The sequence below is a fragment of the Cellulomonas cellasea genome (assembly GCF_030372105.1).
GTDB classification, from domain to species: domain Bacteria; phylum Actinomycetota; class Actinomycetes; order Actinomycetales; family Cellulomonadaceae; genus Cellulomonas_A; species Cellulomonas_A cellasea_A.
Genome location: NZ_JAUDBQ010000019.1, coordinates 21,342 through 39,976, shown reverse-complemented (window position 1 = coordinate 39,976; position 18,635 = coordinate 21,342). Strand labels below are relative to the sequence as shown.

Annotated in this window: 23 protein-coding genes; 15 read left to right on the top strand and 8 right to left on the bottom strand. The window is 74.2% G+C overall.

Features of this window, described 5'->3' with window-relative positions; genetic code table 11:
- Positions 1-49: 49 nt before the first annotated feature.
- Positions 50-472 carry a hypothetical protein gene (locus QUV83_RS15860; protein WP_289565894.1) on the bottom strand — a complete coding sequence of 141 codons (423 nt, stop codon included), beginning with the start codon at positions 470-472 and terminating at the stop codon, positions 50-52.
- 186 nt (positions 473-658) lie between these two features.
- Here QUV83_RS15860 and nth point away from each other — a divergent pair, with 186 nt between their 5' ends.
- Complete coding sequence (gene nth / locus QUV83_RS15855) at positions 659-1,366, top strand: endonuclease III (RefSeq protein WP_289565893.1); 708 nt, start codon at positions 659-661, stop codon at positions 1,364-1,366.
- A gap of 24 nt (positions 1,367-1,390) precedes the next feature.
- Here the strand turns inward: nth and QUV83_RS15850 are convergent, their stop codons facing one another.
- From QUV83_RS15850 to QUV83_RS15840, 3 genes are all read right to left on the bottom strand, one after another.
- Positions 1,391-2,317, bottom strand: coding sequence for an alpha/beta fold hydrolase (locus tag QUV83_RS15850; RefSeq protein WP_289565892.1), 927 nt, complete (start codon positions 2,315-2,317; stop codon positions 1,391-1,393).
- A 10-nt stretch (positions 2,318-2,327) separates the two neighbouring features.
- Positions 2,328-3,614 carry a Na+/H+ antiporter NhaA gene (nhaA, locus tag QUV83_RS15845; protein ID WP_289565891.1) on the bottom strand — a complete coding sequence of 429 codons (1,287 nt, stop codon included), beginning with the start codon at positions 3,612-3,614 and terminating at the stop codon, positions 2,328-2,330.
- A gap of 117 nt (positions 3,615-3,731) precedes the next feature.
- A complete protein-coding gene (locus tag QUV83_RS15840) occupies positions 3,732-4,478 on the bottom strand; it encodes a winged helix-turn-helix transcriptional regulator (protein ID WP_289565917.1) in 747 nt (248 codons plus the stop codon).
- A 235-nt stretch (positions 4,479-4,713) separates the two neighbouring features.
- On the opposite strand from QUV83_RS15840, the gene QUV83_RS15835 reads away from it, so the two are divergent.
- The 3 genes from QUV83_RS15835 (at position 4,714) to QUV83_RS15825 (ending at position 6,617) form a co-directional block, all read left to right on the top strand.
- Positions 4,714-5,478: a hypothetical protein gene (locus tag QUV83_RS15835; RefSeq protein ID WP_289565890.1), complete on the top strand. Its 765-nt coding sequence runs from the start codon at positions 4,714-4,716 to the stop codon at positions 5,476-5,478.
- Positions 5,479-5,481: 3 nt separating this feature from the next.
- On the top strand, positions 5,482-5,967 hold the full coding sequence (locus QUV83_RS15830; protein ID WP_289565889.1) for a thioredoxin family protein: 486 nt from the start codon (positions 5,482-5,484) through the stop codon (positions 5,965-5,967).
- A gap of 158 nt (positions 5,968-6,125) precedes the next feature.
- Positions 6,126-6,617, top strand: a complete 492-nt coding sequence (locus QUV83_RS15825; protein ID WP_289565888.1) for a DUF4395 domain-containing protein — start codon at positions 6,126-6,128, stop codon at positions 6,615-6,617.
- A 32-nt stretch (positions 6,618-6,649) separates the two neighbouring features.
- Here QUV83_RS15825 and QUV83_RS15820 read toward each other — a convergent pair whose 3' ends face one another.
- Positions 6,650-7,018: a DsrE family protein gene (locus QUV83_RS15820; RefSeq protein WP_289565887.1), complete on the bottom strand. Its 369-nt coding sequence runs from the start codon at positions 7,016-7,018 to the stop codon at positions 6,650-6,652.
- Positions 7,019-7,205: 187 nt separating this feature from the next.
- Here QUV83_RS15820 and QUV83_RS15815 point away from each other — a divergent pair, with 187 nt between their 5' ends.
- The 6 genes from QUV83_RS15815 to dtd all read left to right on the top strand — a co-directional run bounded on the left by QUV83_RS15815 (position 7,206) and on the right by dtd (position 12,021).
- Positions 7,206-7,829: an FABP family protein gene (locus QUV83_RS15815; protein WP_289565886.1), complete on the top strand. Its 624-nt coding sequence runs from the start codon at positions 7,206-7,208 to the stop codon at positions 7,827-7,829.
- An 8-nt stretch (positions 7,830-7,837) separates the two neighbouring features.
- On the top strand, positions 7,838-9,022 hold the full coding sequence (gene ygfZ / locus QUV83_RS15810; RefSeq protein ID WP_289565885.1) for a CAF17-like 4Fe-4S cluster assembly/insertion protein YgfZ: 1,185 nt from the start codon (positions 7,838-7,840) through the stop codon (positions 9,020-9,022).
- Positions 9,019-10,152 (top strand): FUSC family protein, encoded by a 1,134-nt coding sequence (locus QUV83_RS15805; RefSeq protein ID WP_289565884.1) that lies wholly within the window; start codon positions 9,019-9,021, stop codon positions 10,150-10,152. Before ygfZ ends, QUV83_RS15805 begins: the two co-directional genes overlap by 4 nt.
- A gap of 80 nt (positions 10,153-10,232) precedes the next feature.
- Positions 10,233-10,565: a DUF2516 family protein gene (locus tag QUV83_RS15800; protein WP_289565883.1), complete on the top strand. Its 333-nt coding sequence runs from the start codon at positions 10,233-10,235 to the stop codon at positions 10,563-10,565.
- Positions 10,566-10,573: 8 nt separating this feature from the next.
- A complete protein-coding gene (locus QUV83_RS15795; protein WP_289565916.1) occupies positions 10,574-11,584 on the top strand; it encodes an asparaginase in 1,011 nt (336 codons plus the stop codon).
- On the top strand, positions 11,581-12,021 hold the full coding sequence (dtd, locus tag QUV83_RS15790; RefSeq protein WP_289565882.1) for a D-aminoacyl-tRNA deacylase: 441 nt from the start codon (positions 11,581-11,583) through the stop codon (positions 12,019-12,021). The genes QUV83_RS15795 and dtd overlap by 4 nt, the downstream gene beginning before the upstream one ends.
- 97 nt (positions 12,022-12,118) lie before the next feature.
- Here the strand turns inward: dtd and QUV83_RS15785 are convergent, their stop codons facing one another.
- Positions 12,119-13,249 carry a YeiH family protein gene (locus tag QUV83_RS15785; RefSeq protein WP_289565881.1) on the bottom strand — a complete coding sequence of 377 codons (1,131 nt, stop codon included), beginning with the start codon at positions 13,247-13,249 and terminating at the stop codon, positions 12,119-12,121.
- Positions 13,250-13,629: 380 nt separating this feature from the next.
- Here QUV83_RS15785 and QUV83_RS15780 point away from each other — a divergent pair, with 380 nt between their 5' ends.
- Complete coding sequence (locus QUV83_RS15780) at positions 13,630-14,154, top strand: O-acetyl-ADP-ribose deacetylase (protein WP_289565880.1); 525 nt, start codon at positions 13,630-13,632, stop codon at positions 14,152-14,154.
- Here QUV83_RS15780 and QUV83_RS15775 read toward each other — a convergent pair.
- Both QUV83_RS15775 and QUV83_RS15770 read right to left on the bottom strand, forming a co-directional pair.
- Positions 14,151-14,756 (bottom strand): alpha/beta hydrolase family protein, encoded by a 606-nt coding sequence (locus tag QUV83_RS15775; protein WP_289565879.1) that lies wholly within the window; start codon positions 14,754-14,756, stop codon positions 14,151-14,153. The two genes, QUV83_RS15780 and QUV83_RS15775, sit on opposite strands and share 4 nt — an antisense overlap.
- A 24-nt stretch (positions 14,757-14,780) precedes the next feature.
- Entirely contained in the window at positions 14,781-15,362 is a 582-nt protein-coding gene (locus tag QUV83_RS15770) for a TetR/AcrR family transcriptional regulator (protein ID WP_289565878.1), read from the bottom strand.
- A 117-nt stretch (positions 15,363-15,479) separates the two neighbouring features.
- Between QUV83_RS15770 and QUV83_RS15765 the strand changes: the two genes are divergently transcribed.
- The 4 genes from QUV83_RS15765 to QUV83_RS15750 are packed head-to-tail and all read left to right on the top strand — an operon-like array spanning position 15,480 to position 18,583.
- Positions 15,480-16,970: an MFS transporter gene (locus tag QUV83_RS15765; RefSeq protein WP_289565877.1), complete on the top strand. Its 1,491-nt coding sequence runs from the start codon at positions 15,480-15,482 to the stop codon at positions 16,968-16,970.
- Positions 16,971-17,021: 51 nt separating this feature from the next.
- Positions 17,022-17,585, top strand: coding sequence for a dihydrofolate reductase family protein (locus QUV83_RS15760; RefSeq protein WP_289565876.1), 564 nt, complete (start codon positions 17,022-17,024; stop codon positions 17,583-17,585).
- 39 nt (positions 17,586-17,624) lie between these two features.
- The gene (locus QUV83_RS15755) at positions 17,625-18,083 is read left to right on the top strand and encodes a GatB/YqeY domain-containing protein (RefSeq protein ID WP_289565875.1); all 459 of its coding nucleotides are present in this window, start codon (positions 17,625-17,627) and stop codon (positions 18,081-18,083) included.
- A 32-nt stretch (positions 18,084-18,115) separates the two neighbouring features.
- On the top strand, positions 18,116-18,583 hold the full coding sequence (locus tag QUV83_RS15750) for an acyl-CoA thioesterase (protein ID WP_289565874.1): 468 nt from the start codon (positions 18,116-18,118) through the stop codon (positions 18,581-18,583).
- The last annotated feature ends 52 nt before the right edge of the window (positions 18,584-18,635 follow it).

Here is an 18,635-nt window from a genome sequence, read left to right as displayed (position 1 = left end):
GCACCTCACCTTCTCCGCTGGGAACGGTTCTGAGGACCAGTCTGCCGCATCAGATGGGACGCGGCGCCTCAGGCCGTTCCCGCAGGCCCGCGGCCGGGTCGATGGCGAGGGCCTGGATGAGGTCCTCGGTGACCTGGTCCAGGGCGTCGCAGACGCTGTGCTCGTAGCGGGCCAGGCGTTCGTCAAGGTCGCGGAGCGCGGGGAGCTGGGAGGGCGCCGCGGGGGACATGCCGCCGCGCGTGGCGCCGTGCAGCTCGAGAGGCCGAGGCGGCTCGGGGCAGGGCGCCCCGCCGGGGAGGAGCGCGACGGCCTCGCCGAGCGGGCCGGGCATCGCGATCCCCGCCACCGCCAGGTCGAGGCGCGCCTGGACCAGTCGCCGCCACCAGCGCACGGTCGCCTGCTCGGCACGCAGCGCGTGACGGCTGCTGCGCAGTTCTGCGCACCTGCCCATCGTCATCGGCGCTGTGGACATCGACCCGCTCCTGCTCGCGGCTGGCGTGCGCCCGGTGGCGCGCGATCTTCTGGTTTTTCGGCCCTCACCTGCGCAGACTTGAGGAGGGCGCCGTGAGTTGGGCACATGATCACTCGCTGGGAGCAACGCGACACCCGCACGGTCACACGAGGCCCCGGCAACCGGGTGGATGCGTAGGCTGCTGATGTGACCACGACGCGCAAGTGGCTGGCGGAGACGCCTCTGGCGCGCGTGCGCCGGGCCAGGAGGATCAACCGACTGCTCGCTGTGCGCTATCCCGACGCGCGCTGCGAGCTTGATTTCACCACCCCGCTCGAGCTGCTCGTGGCGACGGTGCTCTCCGCCCAGACCACTGACGTGCGGGTCAACCAGGTGACGCCCGAGCTGTTCGCGGAGTACCCCGACGCGAAGGCCTACGCCGAGGCGGACCGGGTGGAGCTCGAGGAGCTGCTGCGCCCCACCGGGTTCTTCCGGGCGAAGACGGAGGCGCTGCGGGGGATCGGGCGTGAGCTCGTGGAGCGCTTCGACGGCCAGGTGCCGGATCGGCTCGCCGACCTCGTGACGCTCCCCGGGGTGGGCCGCAAGACGGCCAACGTGGTGCTCGGCGACGCGTTCGGCATCCCCGGCATCACCGTGGACACCCACGTCGGGCGGCTCGCGCGGCGCCTGGGCTGGACGACCGAGGAGGACCCGGTCAAGGTCGAGCACGACATCGGCGCGCTGATCGAGCGGTCCGAGTGGACGATGGCGTCGCACCGGCTGATCTTCCACGGGCGGCGCACCTGCTTCGCGCGCAAGCCCGCGTGCGGGGCGTGCCCGATCGCGGGCGAGTGCCCGTCGTACGGGATCGGCGAGACGGACCCCGAGCTCGCGACGGCGATGCTCAAGGGCTGAGCCGACACCGCCGGGAGGCCGCCGTCAGACGGGCGCGACCTCGGCCAGCCAGGCGAGCAGCAGCTCGTTGACCTGCTCGGGCGCCTCCTCCGGCACGTAGTGCCCGACTCCCGCGGCCCGCTCGAACTGGTACCCGCCGCCCAGCGACGCGGCGACGTGCCCCACCGCCTGCGCCGTGCGCACGGGCCGGCAGCCGTCGAGCTCGCCGTGGACCTGCAGCACGGGGACCGCGGGGGCCGCGCGCAGGGCCGCCAGGTAGCGCCGACCGTCCAACCGCGGGCCCGAGCGCACCACCCAGCGGGCCTGCTCCATGGAGCAGTGCGCCGCGAATGGCACCCGGGCGGCGCGGCGATACGTCTCGGCGGTGTGGTCGTCGAGCCAGCCGTCGGCGCCCCACTCGCGCATCACCCGGGGGACGAGGTCCGTGCGGGTCAGCGAGCGCTCCGGCAGGTAGGGGAGCTGGAAGTACGCGAGCCGCCGCGCTGCCGCCCTGGTGAGGGTGGCGCGTGGCTCGGCGCGCGTGTGCAGCGGGTGCGGGGCCCCGAACGTCGCGACCGCGTCGGTGAGCGACGGGTGGTAGGCGGGCATCGACCACGCGACGTCCCCGCCGAGCCCGTGCCCGACGACGACTGCGCTCTCGGCGCCCAGCGAGCGCACCACGCCGGCCACGTCACGGGTGAGGGTCGGCACGTCGTAGCCCTGCGGCGGCTTGTCCGAGGAGCCGGCGCCGCGCAGGTCCATCGCGACGACCCGGTAGCCGGCGGCGCCCAGCACCGGGAGCTGGTGGCGCCATGCCCACCAGAACTGCAACAGGCCATGCAGGAGCACCACCACGGGCGCGTCGCGGTCGTCGGGTCCGGAGACTGCGACGTGGAACCGGGCGCCGTTGGCGGGCACGAGTTGGTGACGCCACGGTCCGTCGAGGACCAGGGCCGAGGAGTCTGTGGTCATCAGAGCGAACCTACCCGGTCGGCGCCCCAGGATCGGCGGCTTCTGGCCTAGGGGCCGAGGTCCTGGCGTGGTATCGGTCACGCAGGGCCAGCGCGGCGCCGCCGACGACGGCCGCGGTGGCCGATCCGGCCAGGATCGCGACCTTGAGGTGCTCGGTGTGCGGGGAGCCCGCGCCGAACGCCAGCTCGCCGATCAGCAGCGACACGGTGAACCCGATGCCGCCCACCAGCCCGACGGCCACGATGTCCCACCACGCCAGACCGGGGGCCAGCGTCGCGCGGGTGAAGCGGGCGACCAGCCACGTGGCGGTGACGATGCCCAGCGGCTTGCCGATCACCAGGCCCAGTGCCACACCCTGGGCGACGGGGTCCCCGACGGCGCCGGAGATCGACTCCGCGGACAGGCTCACCCCGGCGGCGCACAGCGCGAACAGCGGCACGGCGACCCCGGCGGAGAGCGGCCGCCAGCGGTGCTCGAGCCGCTCGGCGACGCTGTGCCCGCCGGCCCCGGGGGTCAGCGCGGGGACGGTGAGCGCGAGCAGCACCCCCGCGATGGTGGCGTGCACCCCGGAGGAGTGCATGAAGGCCCAGGTGAGCAGCCCGAGCGGCAGCAGCACGAACGGCGAGCGGGTCCAACCCGTGCGGCGCACCGCCACACCGAAGGCGGCCACCCCCACCAGGGCGGCGCCCAGCCAGCCGAGCGAGAGGCTGTCGGTGTAGAACACCGCGATGACGACGATGGCGAGCAGGTCGTCGACGACGGCGAGCGTCAGCAGGAAGACGCGCAGCGTGATCGGCAGCCGGCGGCCCGCCACGGCGAGCACCGCCACGGCGAAGGCGATGTCGGTGGCGGTGGGCACTGCCCACCCGCTCAGCGAGCCGCCGTCCTGGAGGAGGTTGACCGCCACGTACACCAGCGCCGGCACGAGCATCCCGCCGACGGCCGCGACCGCGGGCACCACGGCTGTGGAGAACCGCCGCAGCTCGCCCTCGACGATCTCGCGCTTGAGCTCGAGGCCGACGACGAAGAAGAAGATCGCGAGCAGCCCGTCGGTGGCCCATTGGGCGACCGTCAGGTCGAGGTGCAGGCTCGCGGGCCCGATGACGATGCCGAGCAGGTGGCTGTAGGCGGCCGACCACGGGGAGTTCGCCCACAGCAGGGCGACGACAGTGGCGACCAGCAGCAGCACCCCGCCGACCTTCTCGTCGCGGAACGTGTCGAGCAGATTGCGCTCGGAACCGGCCCTCAGGGACGAGAACAGGCGGCGGGCAGGACGGGACTTCGGGCGGGCAGGCATGTGGGCCACCTCACGGGCGCGCGGACGGGACTGCCGACCAGACTTCCCGGCGCACCACCGCCAGGTTAGCCGCTGACGTCGTCCCCGACCTGAGGGCGTGCAGGGCCCGCGCCCACGTCAGGCGTCGGCGGGGTGCGCTGCCTCGTCCGCCAAGGCCGCGTCGGGGGTGGCAGAGCGCGTCGCGCGGTCCTTCGGGGGGTCGAAGCGGTAGCCGACGTTGCGCACCGTGCCGATGAGCTGCTCGTGCTCGAGCCCGAGCTTGGCCCGCAGCCGGCGCACGTGCACGTCGACGGTGCGGGTGCCCCCGTAGTAGTCGTAGCCCCAGACCTCCTGCAGGAGCTGGGCCCGGGTGAACACCCGCCCCGGGTGCTGCACCAGGTACTTCAGGAGCTCGAACTCCTTGTAGGTCAGGTCCAGTGGCCGCCCGCGCAGGCGGGCCGTGTAGCCGCCCGGGTCGATCATCAGCTCGCCCGCGGAGATCTCCTGCGGCTGGTCCGCGAACGCCGACGACTGGGCCGAGCGCTCGATGACCAGCCGGAAGCGCGTCTCGACCTCGGCGGGGGTGGCGTTCTCCAAGATGATGTCGTCCGCGCCCCATTCCGCGGTGACGACCGTCAGGCCGCCCTCGGTGAGCACCAGCACGAGCGGGACGGCCAGCCCGGTGGCGCGCAGCAGCCGGCACGTGGTGCGGGCGGTGACCAGGTCCCGGCGCGCGTCCAGCACGATGATGTCGGCGTCGGGCGCGTCGACGAGCGCCGACGGCTCGACCGGGAGGACGCGGACTCGGTGCGAGAGCAACCCGAGCGCCGGGAGCACCTGGGCGGAACCGCCGGGCGCAGGAGTGAGTAGCAGCAGGTCTGCCACCGACGGGACCTCCAAGCGTGCGGGTGTGGACACGCTACCGCCTGCTTTACCGCATCCCCGCGCGGCCTGCCTGCGCTGAGACCCCTCCACCCATCTGCCAGCGGCCGCGCGGGTCTGCGACAATCGTCGCCGTGCCCGGCTCCCTCCCCCTCGTAGCGCCCCCGGCTGCCGTGTGCGGCCGCCGCCACGCGTGCGCCTCCCGCACCGTTCCCAGCAGTCAGGCCCGGTAGCGGCCGTGCAACTCTCGACCCGGGCCGTCTCCACGGCCGTCCTGGCCGCCGTCGTGGCCGTCGCCGGCTACTTCTCCGACCTGACCGTCGCGGGCGTCGAGCTCGGCGACCTGCCCCTCACGGTGGTCGTGGGCCTGCTCGCCATCGGGTTCGCCTTCGGCTGGCCCGTGCTCGTGAACCTGCCCAGCCGGCCCGGCTCCGCCGCCGTGGTCGCGCTCGGCGGCGCGGGCGCGGTGGTCATCGTGCACCTCACCGCCGGGGAGCCGCCGCTGCGGGACCTGCCCGTGGTGTTCGCCTTCTCGATCTTGCTGGCCTTCGTCAACGAGCTGCTGCGCGGCGGTGGCCGCGAGCGGCTGGTCGAGTCCGTGTCGGGCACCGTGGCCGGCACGCTCGTCGCCGCCGCCGCGGCCGGCTGGGTGGCCACCCAGCGCACCCCCGGCGGCGAGGAGCTGGTCATCGCCGGGGCGCTCGCCCTGGCTGTGGGCTCCGCTGTGGCGGCGCTGCCGCTGAAGCCGTGGCTCGGCGCCGGGGCGACTGTCGGCTCGGCGCTCGCGGCCGGCGCGCTCGCCGGGCTGGTGCTGCCCGGCTTCGACCCGCTCGCGGGCGCGCTGCTCGGCGTCGCCGTCGGGCTGCTGGTCGCCGCGCTGCACCAGCTCTTCGACCGGCTGCCGGTGCTCGAGCGGTTCCGCGCCTCGCTGGCCGCGATCATCCTGCCGGTCACCGTGACCGGGATCCTCGTCTACGTCGCAGGTCGCGTCTTGGTAGGTTGAACGATGCTCACGCGCATCGTGATCGTCGCCGCGGTGCTCCTCGCCGCGTCAGCCCTCGGGCTGTGGTGGCGATCCCGCAACGGCAGCTACACGCCGGTGCGTGGCGCTGTGCGGGCGACAGCGGGCGAGGGCCCGACGGCCCCCGGGCAGGGCGCCGCCGACGATCTCAGCCTCACCGCCGCCCAGATCGGCCGCCCACTCGGCAGCCGGGCGACATTCGTGCAGCTCTCCAGCGAGGTCTGCGCGCCCTGCCGGCGCACCCACGCCGTGCTGGCGGACCTCGCCGCCGAGAGTCCCGGCCTCGCGCATGTGGACCTCGACGTCGAGCAGCACCTCGACCTGGTCCGCCGCTTCCGCGTGCTGCGCACCCCCACCGTCCTGCTGGCTGACGCCGACGGCGCTGTCGTGGGGCGCATCTCCGGCGCGATGACCCGCGCGCAGGCGCTCGCCGCGCTCGAGTCGTGTCCCGACGGGGTGCGGGGCCGCTGAGCCCTGGCTCGTCCCGCACCCCGGCGCCGCGGCGCCCCGCGCCCGCCGCGCCAACCCCGCTGCGCCATCCCCGCTGCGTCCTGAGAACGCTGCGCCCCGAAAACGCTGTGTCCTGAACCCGCCGCCCCGCACCCGTGAGCGTTGTCCGAGGAGGACCCATGTCCGGACCCACCCCCACCTCAAGTCCCACCCCAAGCCCTGCCGCGAGCCGGCCGGCGGCCGTGCCCGGCATCGACCCGCGCGGGCCGCGCGTCGGCGCCGCGATCACCGCCGTCCTGCTCGTCGTCGTGCTGCTGCTGCCGCCCGGCGGAGCGCTCGCGCTGCTCGCCGTGGTCGCGGCGCTGTTCGCGGTGGGCGCGGCGCGCGGCGCGCAGGGCTCGGTGCAGGGCCTGCTGTTCCGCGCGCTGGTGCGGCCTCGGCTGGCCCCGCCCGCCGAGCTCGAGGACCCCCGCCCGCCGCGGTTCGCCCAACTGGTCGGGCTGGTGATCACCGGGGCGGGAGTGCTGCTCGGCCTGGCCGGCCTCGGCGCGGCCGTGCCGGTTGCCGCGGGGCTCGCGCTCGTCGCGGCGTTCCTCAACGCGGCGTTCGGCCTGTGCCTCGGTTGCGAGATGTACCTGCTGGGCGTGCGGCTGCGGTCACGCGCCTCCTGAGGGCCGCCCGTCGGGGGGCCTGGGCGCGCCGGTCAGTAGACGAGCGCCTGGGCCCCGGGCGCGAGCACCTCGTCGACGAAGGTCGGCGCCCCGGCGATGCGGACCCCCGCGATCACGTCGTCGGGCCCGATGTCGCGGCGGACCGCGCACTGCGTGCAGACCGTCACCTGGCCCGCCTCGAGGACCACGTCGAGCAGGTCCGCGAGGGGCGCCGCGTGCTCGAGGGTGAGCGTCGCGGCGCGGCCCGGCAGCGCGAACCAGGAGGCCTCGCCGGTGAGCCACAGGCTCACGTCGGCGCCAGCGGCGACGGCGGCCGCGGCCACGGTCAACGCCTGGTTCGCGACCTCGGGACGGTCCGCGCCGGAGGTCGCCTTGATCACCAGCGTGCGTGTCTCGGTCATCGCGCCAGCGTACGGGCGGGACATCGATAGGATCGGTGCATGGAAGCGCTTGAAGCAGTTTTCATCGGCCTGCTCGTCGCGGCGACCGTCACCATCGGGTGGTTCGCCTGCTTCGTCGTCTACCGCCTCTACAAGGGTCAACGCTGACCGTCACCGGACGCGACCGATCCACCCACCGGAGGTAGTCATGCCATTCATCCTGCCCGAGGGCCTCGCGCCCGAGGTGTACCCGCTCGCGTGGCTCGTGGGGGACTGGCACGGCGAGGGCGTCGTGGGGTACCCCGGGATCGAGGAGTCCGCGTTCACGCAGGACATCACGTTCAGCCACGACGGCGGCCCGTACCTCGCGTACACGTCGACCATCCGGCTCGTCGTCGCGCCCGACGACGCCGCGGCGCTGGCCGCGCAGGACGGCGAGCCCTCGGCGGACGCCGAGCCTGACGACGCGCCCGCGTCGACCCCGGTGCCGCAGCAGGCGCCGGGGCCCGTCTGGTCCACGGAGTCGGGGTTCTGGCGGATCGCGCCGGAGCGGCCCGAGGGGCTCACCGAGGAGCAGCACCCAGTGGAGGTGCTCCTCAGCGACCCGTCCGGGTTCCTGTCGGTGTACCTCGGGGCTGTCGGCAACGGCCGCATCGACCTGGCGAGCGACCTGGTGGCGCGCACGGCGACGGGCGCGGACGTCACCGCGAGCACCCGGCTGTACGGGCTCGTCAACAGCGAGCTCATGTGGGCGCAGGACCTGGCCGCCTTCGGGCAGGCCATGCAGACGTACGCGTCGGCCCGGCTGACGCGCGTGGAGAACGAGGAGTGAGCCCAGTGGTGGACCCGGCGACCGACGTCGCAGCAGTTCCAGCGCCGCCCCGGCACCGCAGCCCGCTGCTGTCCCGCAAGGGAGCGGTCGAGGGCGCCGGCCCGGACGCGGGGGTCGCCTGGCACTACGGGGACCCCACCGCCGAGCAGCGCGCGCTGTCCCGCGGCGGCGGGGTGGTGGACCAGTCCCACCTCGGCGTGGTGACGGTGACCGGGCCCGACCGGCTCACCTGGCTGCACTCGATCACGTCGCAGCACGTCAGCGACCTGAAGCCGCGCACCTCCACGGAGTTGCTGGTGCTCAGCCCGCAGGGGCACATCGAGCATGCGGCCGGCGTCGTCGACGACGGCACGACCACCTGGCTCATCACCGAGGGCGACTCGGCCGCGACGCTCGCGGCCTGGCTGGACCGGATGCGCTTCACGCTGCGCGTCGAGGTGGCCGACGTCACCGACGAGTGGGCGGCGATCGGCGAGCCGGTGGACGCCGAGGGCGCCGAGGACGAGCCGGTCACGTGGCGCGACCCGTGGCCGCACACCGCGCCCGGCGGCACCCGCTACGGGCCCGACGACGACCAGCACCCCGGAGCCGACCGCGCCTGGCGGCTCGTGCTCGTCCCGCGCGCCGAGTTGGCGCAGGCCGTGGCGGCGCGCGAGCAGGCCGGGTGGCCGCTGGTCGGCACCTGGGCCAGCGAGGCGCTGCGCGTGGAGGCCTGGCGCCCCCGGCACGGGCGCGAGGTGGACCACCGGGCCATCCCGCATGAGCTCGACTGGCTGCGCACGGCCGTGCACCTGGAGAAGGGCTGCTACCGCGGCCAGGAGACCGTCGCGCGCGTGCACAACCTGGGCCGCCCGCCACGCCGGCTGGTCATGCTGCACCTCGACGGGTCCGGGCACCTGCTGCCCGAGCCCGGCGCGCAGGTGCATGAGACGGGTGCGTTGACCAGCGGCGGGGAGATCGGCCGCGCCATCGGGCACATCACCAGCGTCGCGCGCCACCACGAGCTCGGGCCTGTGGCGCTGGCGGTGGTCAAGCGCTCCGCTCCCACTGACGTCGACCTGATGGTCGAGTGCGAGGGTGGCCCCGTGGCCGCCGGCCAGGAGCCGATCGTCGCCGGCGAGGGCGTGTCGGCCGACCGCCCGGCGCCTCGTGGTCCCGTCGCCCGTGGCCTGGGGCATCGCCCGAGCCTGTGAGCAGCACCGGCTCCGATGTCGCCGGGTCGATCGTCGACCGGCTGCGCAGGGCCCGCGAGGAGTTCGTCGTCTGGGCGGCTGACGGTTGGCGGCGTGCCCGGTCCGCGTGGTTCGCGATCCTGCAGGCCGCCATCGCGGCCGGTGTCGCGTTCGGCATCTCCCATCAGGTGCTCGACCATCCGTACCCGATCTTCGCGCCGATCTCGGCGTGGATCGCGCTGGGCTTCAGCGAGGACCGCCAGCTCCGGCGCATCTTGGAGATCTCCGCGGGGGTGGCCGTCGGCATCGGGCTCGCGGAGCTGCTGGTCAGCGTCATCGGGTCGGGCACCTGGCAGATCGGCTTGGTGCTGGTCCTGGCGGCGCTGGTCGGCCGTTTCGTGGACCGCGGGCAGCTCGTCGCGCGGCTCGCCGGGTCGCAGGCGATCGTCGTGGTGGGGCTGCCGGCCACCGCCGCGGGCGGCGGCGGGGTGGGGCGGTTGACGGACGCGATCATCGGCGGGCTGGCGGCCTTCGTGATCGTCGCGATCAGCCCCTCGGACCCACGGCGCCTGCCACGGCGGTATGCGCACAAGGCGATGGTCGACCTCGCCGTGATGCTGCGGCTGGTCGCCCGCGGGCTGCGGGACCAGGTCGCCCGGGACCTGGAGGAGGCGCTGCTGGCGGGGCGCTCCTCGCAGGCCGCGTTGGACGACTGGAAGAGCTCCGCCACCGACGCCCGCAAGAACGCCCGCGTGATCCCCCTCGGCCGGCGCCATCGGGACGACTTGGTGACCCTCGAGAGCGCGGCCGTCATGGCCGACCGGGCGATGCGCAACGCCCGCGTGCTGGCTCGCCGGTCGCTGACGGCGATCCCCACGGAGGAGACGTCCGTCGTCGAGCTCGCCGGGGCCATCGAGCAGATCGCCGACGCCGTGGACGAGCTCGGGCAGGAGCTGGTCTCCGGCGCCTCCCCGGAGCGCACCCGCTCGCTGTTGACCGCCGCGGCGCACCGCCTCGACCCGTACCGGATCGCGAAGGACGACATCCGGCTGCAGAGCATCGTGCTGCTGGCGAGGTCGCTCGTGGTGGACCTGTTCGAGGCTGTCGGCTCCACCGCCGCGGAGGCCCGCACGCACCTGCCGGCCATCTGACGCCGCGGGGCGGGCGCGCCGCCGGGATCGTGCTGCCCGCATACGCTGTCGCGGGCGGGTTGGCGTCGTAGGCTCGGCGCGTGATCCCCGCGCTCCAGACCGCCATCTTCATCATCTTCTACGTCGCCATCTTCGGGGCCAGCGTGTGGGCGCTCCTCGACCTGCTGCGCCGGCCCACGGCCGCGTTCACGGCGGCCGGCAAGCTGACCAAGGCCAAGTGGGGCGGGATCCTCGGGCTGTCCGTGGCCGCGTCGTTCATGGCGCTGCCGTACCCGATCGGGCTCGGGTTCCTGCCGTTCCTCGCGCTCGGCGCCGCCGTCGCGGCCATCGTGTACCTGGTGGACGTGAAGCCCGCCGTCACCCCGTACACCAAGCGGCGCGGCCCCCGCGGCCCGCAGCGGGGTGGCTGGTGAGCCGCAGCATGCCCGCGGCACTGCTCGCCCAGGTGGTGCGGGGCGACCTCGTCGAGTCCGAGCATGTGGGGAGCCTGGTCGTCCTCGGGCCCGACGGCGCGGCGCGACTCACGGTGGGCGACCCCGACCAGCCCATCTACGGGCGGTCGTCGCTGAAGCCGTTGCAGGCCGTCGCGATGCTGCGCAACGGCCTGGACCTGCACGGCGCCCACCTCGCGCTCGCCGCCGCAAGCCACAACGGGGAGCCCGCGCACGTCGCGGGCGTCCGGGAGATCCTCGCCGGCGCCGGGCTGGACGAGTCCGCGCTGCAGAACACCCCGACGCTGCCCCTGGACGCCGCAGCCGCGTTGGAGTGGCAGCGCTCAGGGCGCGGCCCGGAGTCGGTGGCGCAGAACTGCTCGGGCAAGCACGCGGCGATGCTCGCGACCTGCGTGGCCGCCGGGTGGGACACCGCGAGCTACCTCGACCCCCAGCACCCGTTGCAGCAGGCGGTGCGCCAGACGCTCGCCGAGCTGACCGGCGAGCCCGCGAGCCATCCCACGGTGGACGGCTGTGGGGCGCCGCTGTTCGCCACGACGCTGCGCGGCCTGGCACGGGCCTTCGCCGTGATCGCCCGCGCCCCGCATGCGGCGCCGGGCAGCGCCGAGGCCCGCGTGGCCCAGGCGATGAGCGCGCACCCGTGGCATGTCGCCGGGACCGGGCGCGACGCCACCGAGGTCATGCTCGCCGTGCCCGGGCTGATCGCGAAGGACGGCGCCGAGGGCGTGTACGCGGCCGCGCTGCCCGATGGCGGGGCGCTCGCGTTCAAGGTCGCCGACGGCAGTGCCCGGCCCCGGCCCGTCATCCTGCGGGAGGCGCTGCGGGTCGCCGGGGCCGACCAGGCTCCGGGCGCGGATGTGGGGGCGCTGGACCGCGCCGGACGGGTGGATGTGCTGGGCCACGGGCGGCCCGTCGGCGCCGTGATCGCGGCCTTCGGCGCGACGGCAGGCGCGGCGGCCGACGACACGGGGCGTGCATGAGGGCCGTGCTGCAGCGGGTCACGCGGGCCAGCGTGACCGTCGACGGCGAGGTCGTGGGCGCCATCGACCGTCCCGGGCTCGTGGCGCTGGTCGGTGTGACGCCCGGTGACGGGCCCGCGCAGGTGGAGCTCGTCGCGCGCAAGATCGCGGACCTGCGCATCCTGCGCGGCGAGCTCAGCGTGACCGACGCCGGCGCCCCCGTGCTGGTGGTCAGCCAGTTCACGCTCTACGGCGACACCCGCAAGGGCCGGCGGCCGACGTGGAACGCCGCGGCGCCCGGCCCGGTCGCCGAGCCGCTCGTGGACGCCGTGGTCGACGCCCTGCGCGGGCGGGGGATCGAGGTCGCCACGGGACGGTTCGGCGCGGACATGCAGGTGGACATCGTCAACGACGGGCCAGTGACGCTGCTCATCGAGTCAGACCCCGGAGCCCGCTGAGGCGGTCCCGCAGCTCGCAGCCCGCACCCCCGCAGACGTGGGGCGCCGGGCGGCGCGGCGACCGCACCACCCGGCGCCCGGCGCCTGACAGGCCAGGTCAGAGCTCGAAGCCCGCGAACAGCACTGACGCCAACGCGAGGCCCACGACGAGGTTGAACACGGTGGCCAGCCCGAAGACCGCCACCGGCCGCCACCCGGCGGCGCGCAGCGCCTTGACGCGCAGCTCGAGGCCGATGCTGACGAATGCCAGGATGAAGAACAGCGTCCGCAGGTCGTTCGCCACGGTGATCACCGGCTTGCCGACGTCCGAGCCGACCTGGGCGAGGTAGACGGTGCCGATCACCGACGCCGCGAGGAAGCCCAGCACGAACTTCGGGAACCGCCGCCACAGCTCGCCGACACCAGGCGCCGCGGCGTCGGGGCGGCGCTCGACCTTGAACGCGAAGTACGCGGTGAGGGCGATCGCCACCACGCCGATCAGCGCGTTCTGCGTGGCCTTCACGATGGTCGCGAGGGCCAGCGCGTCCTCGCCGGCGAGTGTCCCGGCTGCCGCGACGGCCGCCGTGGTGTCGATGTTGCCGCCGATCCACGCGCCGGCGACGGCGGGGCTCAGGCCCAGCAAGTCGACCAGCCACGGCAGCACGAAGATCGACGGCAGCGCGAACACGATCACCAGGCTGGCCGCGTAGGCGAGCTGCTCACGCTTGGCCTGCACGGCGCCCGCCGCCGAGATGGCCGCGCTGACCCCGCAGATGGACACTGCGGAGCTGAGCAGCGCGCGCAGCTTGTCGTCGAGCCCGAACTTCCCGCCCACCCACCAGGTGAACAGGAACACGCTGGAGATCAGCACCAACGCCTGCACGATCGCGGGCACGGCTGCCGTGACGATCAGGCTGAGGTTCACCGACGCCCCGAGCAGCACCACGCCCGTCTTGATGAACAGCTCGGTGCGGAACGCGGCGGCCAGCTTGTCCTTGAGGTTCGTCGCCACCAGCACCGCGTTGCCGAGCAGGCCCAGCGCGATGGCGTAGACCGGGAACTCGACGGGCTTGGCGATGCGGGCCAGCGGGGTGCCCTCGGTCCACACGGGGACGTTGAGCTCGAGGAACCGGGTGAGCGCGGCGAGCAGCACCACGAGCAGCAGGCCCGCGACGGTCCAGGCCACGCCGGGCGGTGGCGTGGTGTCGGCGTCGGGCGCGGGATCGGGGTCGTGCGAGAGGTGGGTCATGTCGGTCCTTGGAGGTGAGCCGGCCCGGCGGGGGAGGGCGCGCGCGGGCCACGGGCGGACGGGTGCGGGGCGCCGAGAGGAGGTGTCAGAGGCCTGCCCGCGGCGGTGTCGCCCGGGGTGTGGCTCGGCGTCGCATGAGCGCCCGTCGGGGCGGTCGCGGCGGTCCTCTCGGCTACCGACAGCGACAGGCGGACGCGGGGGGCGCAGCGGGCACGAGTCCCCGCGCGCAGGCCGCCAGCGTCGTCATGTGCGCCATCCTGGACGCGGTCCACACCCGGCGCCCACTGCCATCCGAATCGTGGACATTCGTCCCCTCTGCGGCGTCTGCGAGGCTTGTTCCTCCAGTGTTGCCAGCACAGAGGGCGGGTGAGGATGTCGTGATGCGCATAGAAGCCATGCTGGGAGACCTCACCACCCAGGACGTCGACGTCGTCGTCAACGCCGCCAACTCGTCGCTGCTCGGCGGGGGCGGGGTGGACGGCGCCCTCCACGCCGCCGCAGGGCCCGCTCTGCTGGCGGCTTGCCGACAGGTCCGCCGCGAGGCCTGGCCCGACGGGCTGCCCACCGGCGAGGCCGTCGCGACTCCGGCGGGCCGGCTGCCCGCGCGGTGGGTGGTGCACACCGTGGGGCCCAACGCGCACGCCGGTCAGCGCGACCCCGCCCTGCTGGCGTCCTGCTTCACCCGGTCCCTCGACGTCGCGGCCGGGCTCGGCGCGGCCAGCGTCGCCTTCCCGGCGGTGAGCGCGGGCGTCTACGGGTGGCCGATGGCCCAGGTCGCCGATGTGGCGGTCGCCGCCGTGCGCGGCTGGCGGTCGCCGGAGCCCGGGCGTCGGCCCGCGCTCGTGCGGTTCGTGCTGGTCAGCCCGGATGCGCTCGCCGAGTTCGAGCGGGCGCTCGGCGCCTAGGCGGGCGCCAGCCAGCGGGCCACCGCCGCGATGATGGGCGCGTCGTCCTTCGGCGCGTGGTTGCCGGGAACGAACACCGTGGTCACCGGGCCGCCGATCGCGGCCAGGTGTGCGGTGAGCTCGGCGGGCGTGCCGAACGGGTCGCGCTCCCCGGAGACGGCCAGCACCGGGACGCGCACATCGGGCAGATGCTCGACGCGCAGGCGGTCCGGCTTGCCTGGCGGGTGCAGCGGGTAGGACAGCAGCACCAGCCCGGCGGCGGGCTGTCCCTCGGCGACGGCCATCGACGCCATCCGCCCACCGAAGGAGCGGCCGCCCAGCAGGATGCGGTCGGGCGCCACGCCCAGGTCGGCGGCGAACCGGTCCGACTCGGCGCGGACGTGCGCGATGGCCACGGGCGCCCGGTCGGGCGCCTTGCGGCCCGCGGCCCTGCCCGGGAAGTCGACTCGGCGCACCGGCAGCGGGGCCAGCGCCTGCTCCAGGGCGACCAGCGTGTGGTGGTCGCGGTCGGCGCCGGCTCCGGGGAAGAGCAGCAGGCCCGCGACGGGGCCTGGGGGAGCGGCGGGGGCGGCCGCCGATGGGGAGGGTCGTTCGCTGGGCACCCCTCACGGTAGGCGCGCGTGGGGTCAGGGGGTGACGGCGCGCGCCCAGCCGGCGGGGTCGAGGGTCAGGGCGATGAGCTGGTCGGCGAGCCGCTCATTCTCGGCGGCGTCGATCCCGCCGCCCCACAGCGGCGCCGCGTTGGCCCCGTCGGCGGCGGCGACGACGAGGCTCGTGACGGCGGGGGGAAGGCCGTCGTCCGCGAGGTCGCGGCGCCACCGGCTGGCGTCCTCGCGCGCCACCTCGGCCACGGCGGGGCTCGTGATGAGCTGGGTGATCAGGGAGTACGTCTCATGCGCCGTGCGGAGCTCTGCCTCGGCCAGGCTCGCGCGCACGTAGGCGCGGGTGAGGCGGCCCGGGCGATCGTCTGAGGGGTCGATGCTGCTGTGCACGGCCTCCCGGAAGTCCTCGAGCAGCGACTGGGCGAGTGCCGTCATGAGGTGGTCCTTGGTCGCGAAGTGGTAGATCACCCCGCCCTTGGACAGCCCGGCCTCCTGCGCGACGTCGTCGAGCGTCGCGGCCATGCCGTGGGTGCGGAACACCGTGCTCGCGGCGTCGAAGACCACCCTGCGCGTGTCCTGTGCGGTGCGGCCGGCGGTGCGCGCCATGTGCGCCCTCCTTCTTGAGCCCGTGGCGGAGATCACTGCCCCACATCCTCGCCCACGGTGGAACTGTACCGGCCGGTCAGTATAGTTTGGTGGATCATGGTCAACACGCAGATGCCGATGCCCACAACCGAAACCGTGGCCCACCCCCGCCGCTGGGCGGCGCTCTCGGTGCTCGTCATCGCCGTCCTGCTGCTCGCGATCGACGGGACGGTGCTCTACCTCGCCGTCCCCGCGCTCACGCTCGACCTCGCGCCCACCGCGACGCAGATCCTGTGGATCGGCGACGTCTACTCGCTCGCACTCGCGGGCCTGCTGGTCACGATGGGCACCCTGGCGGACCGGATCGGGCGCAAGAAGCTCCTGCTCAGCGGCGCGCTCGCGTTCGGAGCAGCCTCCGTGGTGGCCGCCTACGCGCCGAACGCCGAGACCCTCATCGCCGCGCGACTGCTCCTCGGCGTCGCAGGCGCGACGCTGATGCCGTCGACGCTCTCGATCATCCGGAACCTGTTCCCCGACGCCCGCGAGCGCACCCGCGCCATCGCGATCTGGTCGGCGGCGTTCGGCGGCGGCGCTGCCATCGGCCCGCTCGTCGGCGGATTCCTGCTCGAGCACTACTGGTGGGGCTCGGTGTTCCTGGTGAACGTGCCGGTCATGGCCGCGCTGCTGGTCTTCGGCGCGATCGTGCTGCCCGAGTCGCGGGACCCCTCACCCGGGCCGTTCGACCTCGCGTCCGCCGCGCTGTCGCTCGTCACCATCGCCTCGTTCGTGTACGCGATCAAGCACCTGGCCAGCTCGGGCCTCGACACGGTGACCCTGTCCTCCGCGGCGATCGCGGTGGTGGCGGCAGTGGTGTTCATCCGCCGCCAGCGCCGCCTGGCGACCCCGCTGCTCGACCTCACGCTGTTCCAGCGGCCCGCGTTCAGCGGCGCCGTCGCGGCCAACTTCGTGTCGGTCTTCGCCCTCACCGGCCTGCTGTTCTTCTTCTCCCAGTACCTCCAGCTGGCCCGCGGGTTCGGCCCGATGCAGGCAGGCCTGGCCGAGCTGCCCACGACCCTCGCCTCCATCGGCGCCATCGCCCTGGTCGGCTGGTCGCTGGCCCGCCTCGGCCGCGGGCGCGCCGTCGGGGCCGCGCTCGCGCTGACCGCGCTCGGGCTGGCGCTCGTGGCCGTCGCCGAGGGCTCCGAGAACTACGTGTGGCTCGCGCTCGCCCTGGTCCCCGTGGGCCTGGGCGTGGGGATCGCCGGGACGCTGACCGCCGACGCGGTCGTCTCCTCCGTCGAGCCCCACAAGGCCGGCGCGGCCTCGGCGATCTCCGAGACCGCCTACGAGCTCGGCGTCGTGTTCGGCATCACCGTGCTCGGCTCGCTCATGTCGGTGCTCTACCGCTCCGGCCTCGACCTGCCCGCGACGCTCGACGCCGCCCAGCGCAGCAGCGTGCAGGACTCCCTGGCCTCGGCGCTCTCCGTGCTCGAGCCCGGATCCGACCTCGTCCACCATGCGCAGGAGTCCTTCGTCTCCGCGATGCAGGCCACGTCGCTGGTCGCGGCGGGCATCACCCTCGTCGCCGCCGTGGTGGCCTGGCGGGTGATCCCCTCGCACAGCGAGTGACGGCCACTTCGCCCACTTGTGCCCGACTTCGCGGGCCGGTTGAGTGGGCGGATGGGAAGAGTCATCTACTCCGTCGCCTCGTCTCTGGACGGCTACAACACCGACGCGCAGGGCGGCTTCGCCTGGGCGATGCCCGATGAGGCAGTCATCGCCGCCCTCACGGCGGACACCGTGGGCGTCAGCACCTACCTCATGGGCCGGCGCATGTACGAGACGATGGCCGGATGGGAGACCGAGCCCTCCTGGGCTGAGGGATCACCCGAGTCGGCGCGCTTCGCGGACGTGTGGAAGCGCGCCGACAAGGTGGTCTTCTCCACCACCCTCGACAAGGTGTGGACCGAGCGCACCCGCCTCGAACGGGCCCTCACAGTCGAGGCGGTCGAGCGCGCCAAAGCCGAGGCGTCGGGCGACCTGACGGTCGAGGGCCCCACCCTCGCCGCCACGGCGCTCTCGTTGGGCCTCGTCGACGTGGTGGAGCTCCTGCTGTGCCCCGTCATCGTCGGAGGCGGCGGGAAGGTCTTCCCCGACGGGCTCTCGCTCGACCTGCGGCTCACCCGCGAACGGCGCTTCGACAACGGCATGGTCCAGGTCACCTACGACGTCGGACGCCCCTGAGGCGGGCCCGCGCCGCTGGCATGGGGGACGATGGCTCCCATGAGCACACTCGAGAGGCTGACGTCCGACCTGACCACCTCCATGAAGGCCCGAGACACGTTCCGCACCGGGACGCTGCGCCAAGCGATCGGCGCCGTCCGCGCCGCCGAGAAGGCGGGGCCCATGGTCGTCGAGCTCACCGAGGAGCAGGTGCAGGAAGTCCTCGTCCGCGAGGTCAAGAAGCGCCGTGAGAGCGCGGAGATCTACACCGGCGCCGGCGCCGCCGACCGCGCCGCGAACGAGACAGCCGAAGCCGACCTCATCGAGGCCTACCTGCCGGCAGCCGTCAGCGAGGAGCAGCTCGACACGATCGTCGCCGACGCCATCACGGCCACCGGCGCCAGCAGCATGAAGGACATGGGCGCCGTGATGAAGGCGGCCACCGCCGCAGCGGCGCCGCTCGGGCGGGTGGACGGCAAGGCGCTGTCGCAGCGGGTGCGGGCGGCGCTGGCGGGCTGAGCCGCCGATCTGCCGGTCGTAGGGTTGGCGGCATGGATGAGACGGCTCCGCAGACGACCAGCACGAGCCGGGGCCGGGTCGTCATGCCGGTGCGGTGGTCGGACGTGGACCTGTTCGGGCACGTCAACAACGCCGCCTACCTGCGCTATCTCGACGACGCCCGGTTCACGCTGTTCCCGTCGATGGGCGTCGACGAGATGGGCGCCCTCAGCGCCTCGCTGCTCGTGGTCGTCAAGCATGAGATCGACTACGTGGCGCCCCTGACCTTCCGGCCTGCGCCGTTCGCCGTCGAGGTGTGGGTGTCGCGGATCGGCCGCTCGTCGGTCGACTTCGCCTACGAGATCGTCGACGCCGCCGACGCCGGCACGGTGTACCTGCGGGCCCGCTCGCGGATGGTGCAGCTCGACAAGGCGACGCACACCGCGCGGGCGTTCACCCCTGAGGAGCGGGCGCTGTACGAGGCGTACCTCGACGAGGCTCCGGAGCTGCGGGGTTGGTAATCGTGGCATCCACATGACGCGCTCCGCCGCTGGACGCCGGGGCGAGGGGCCG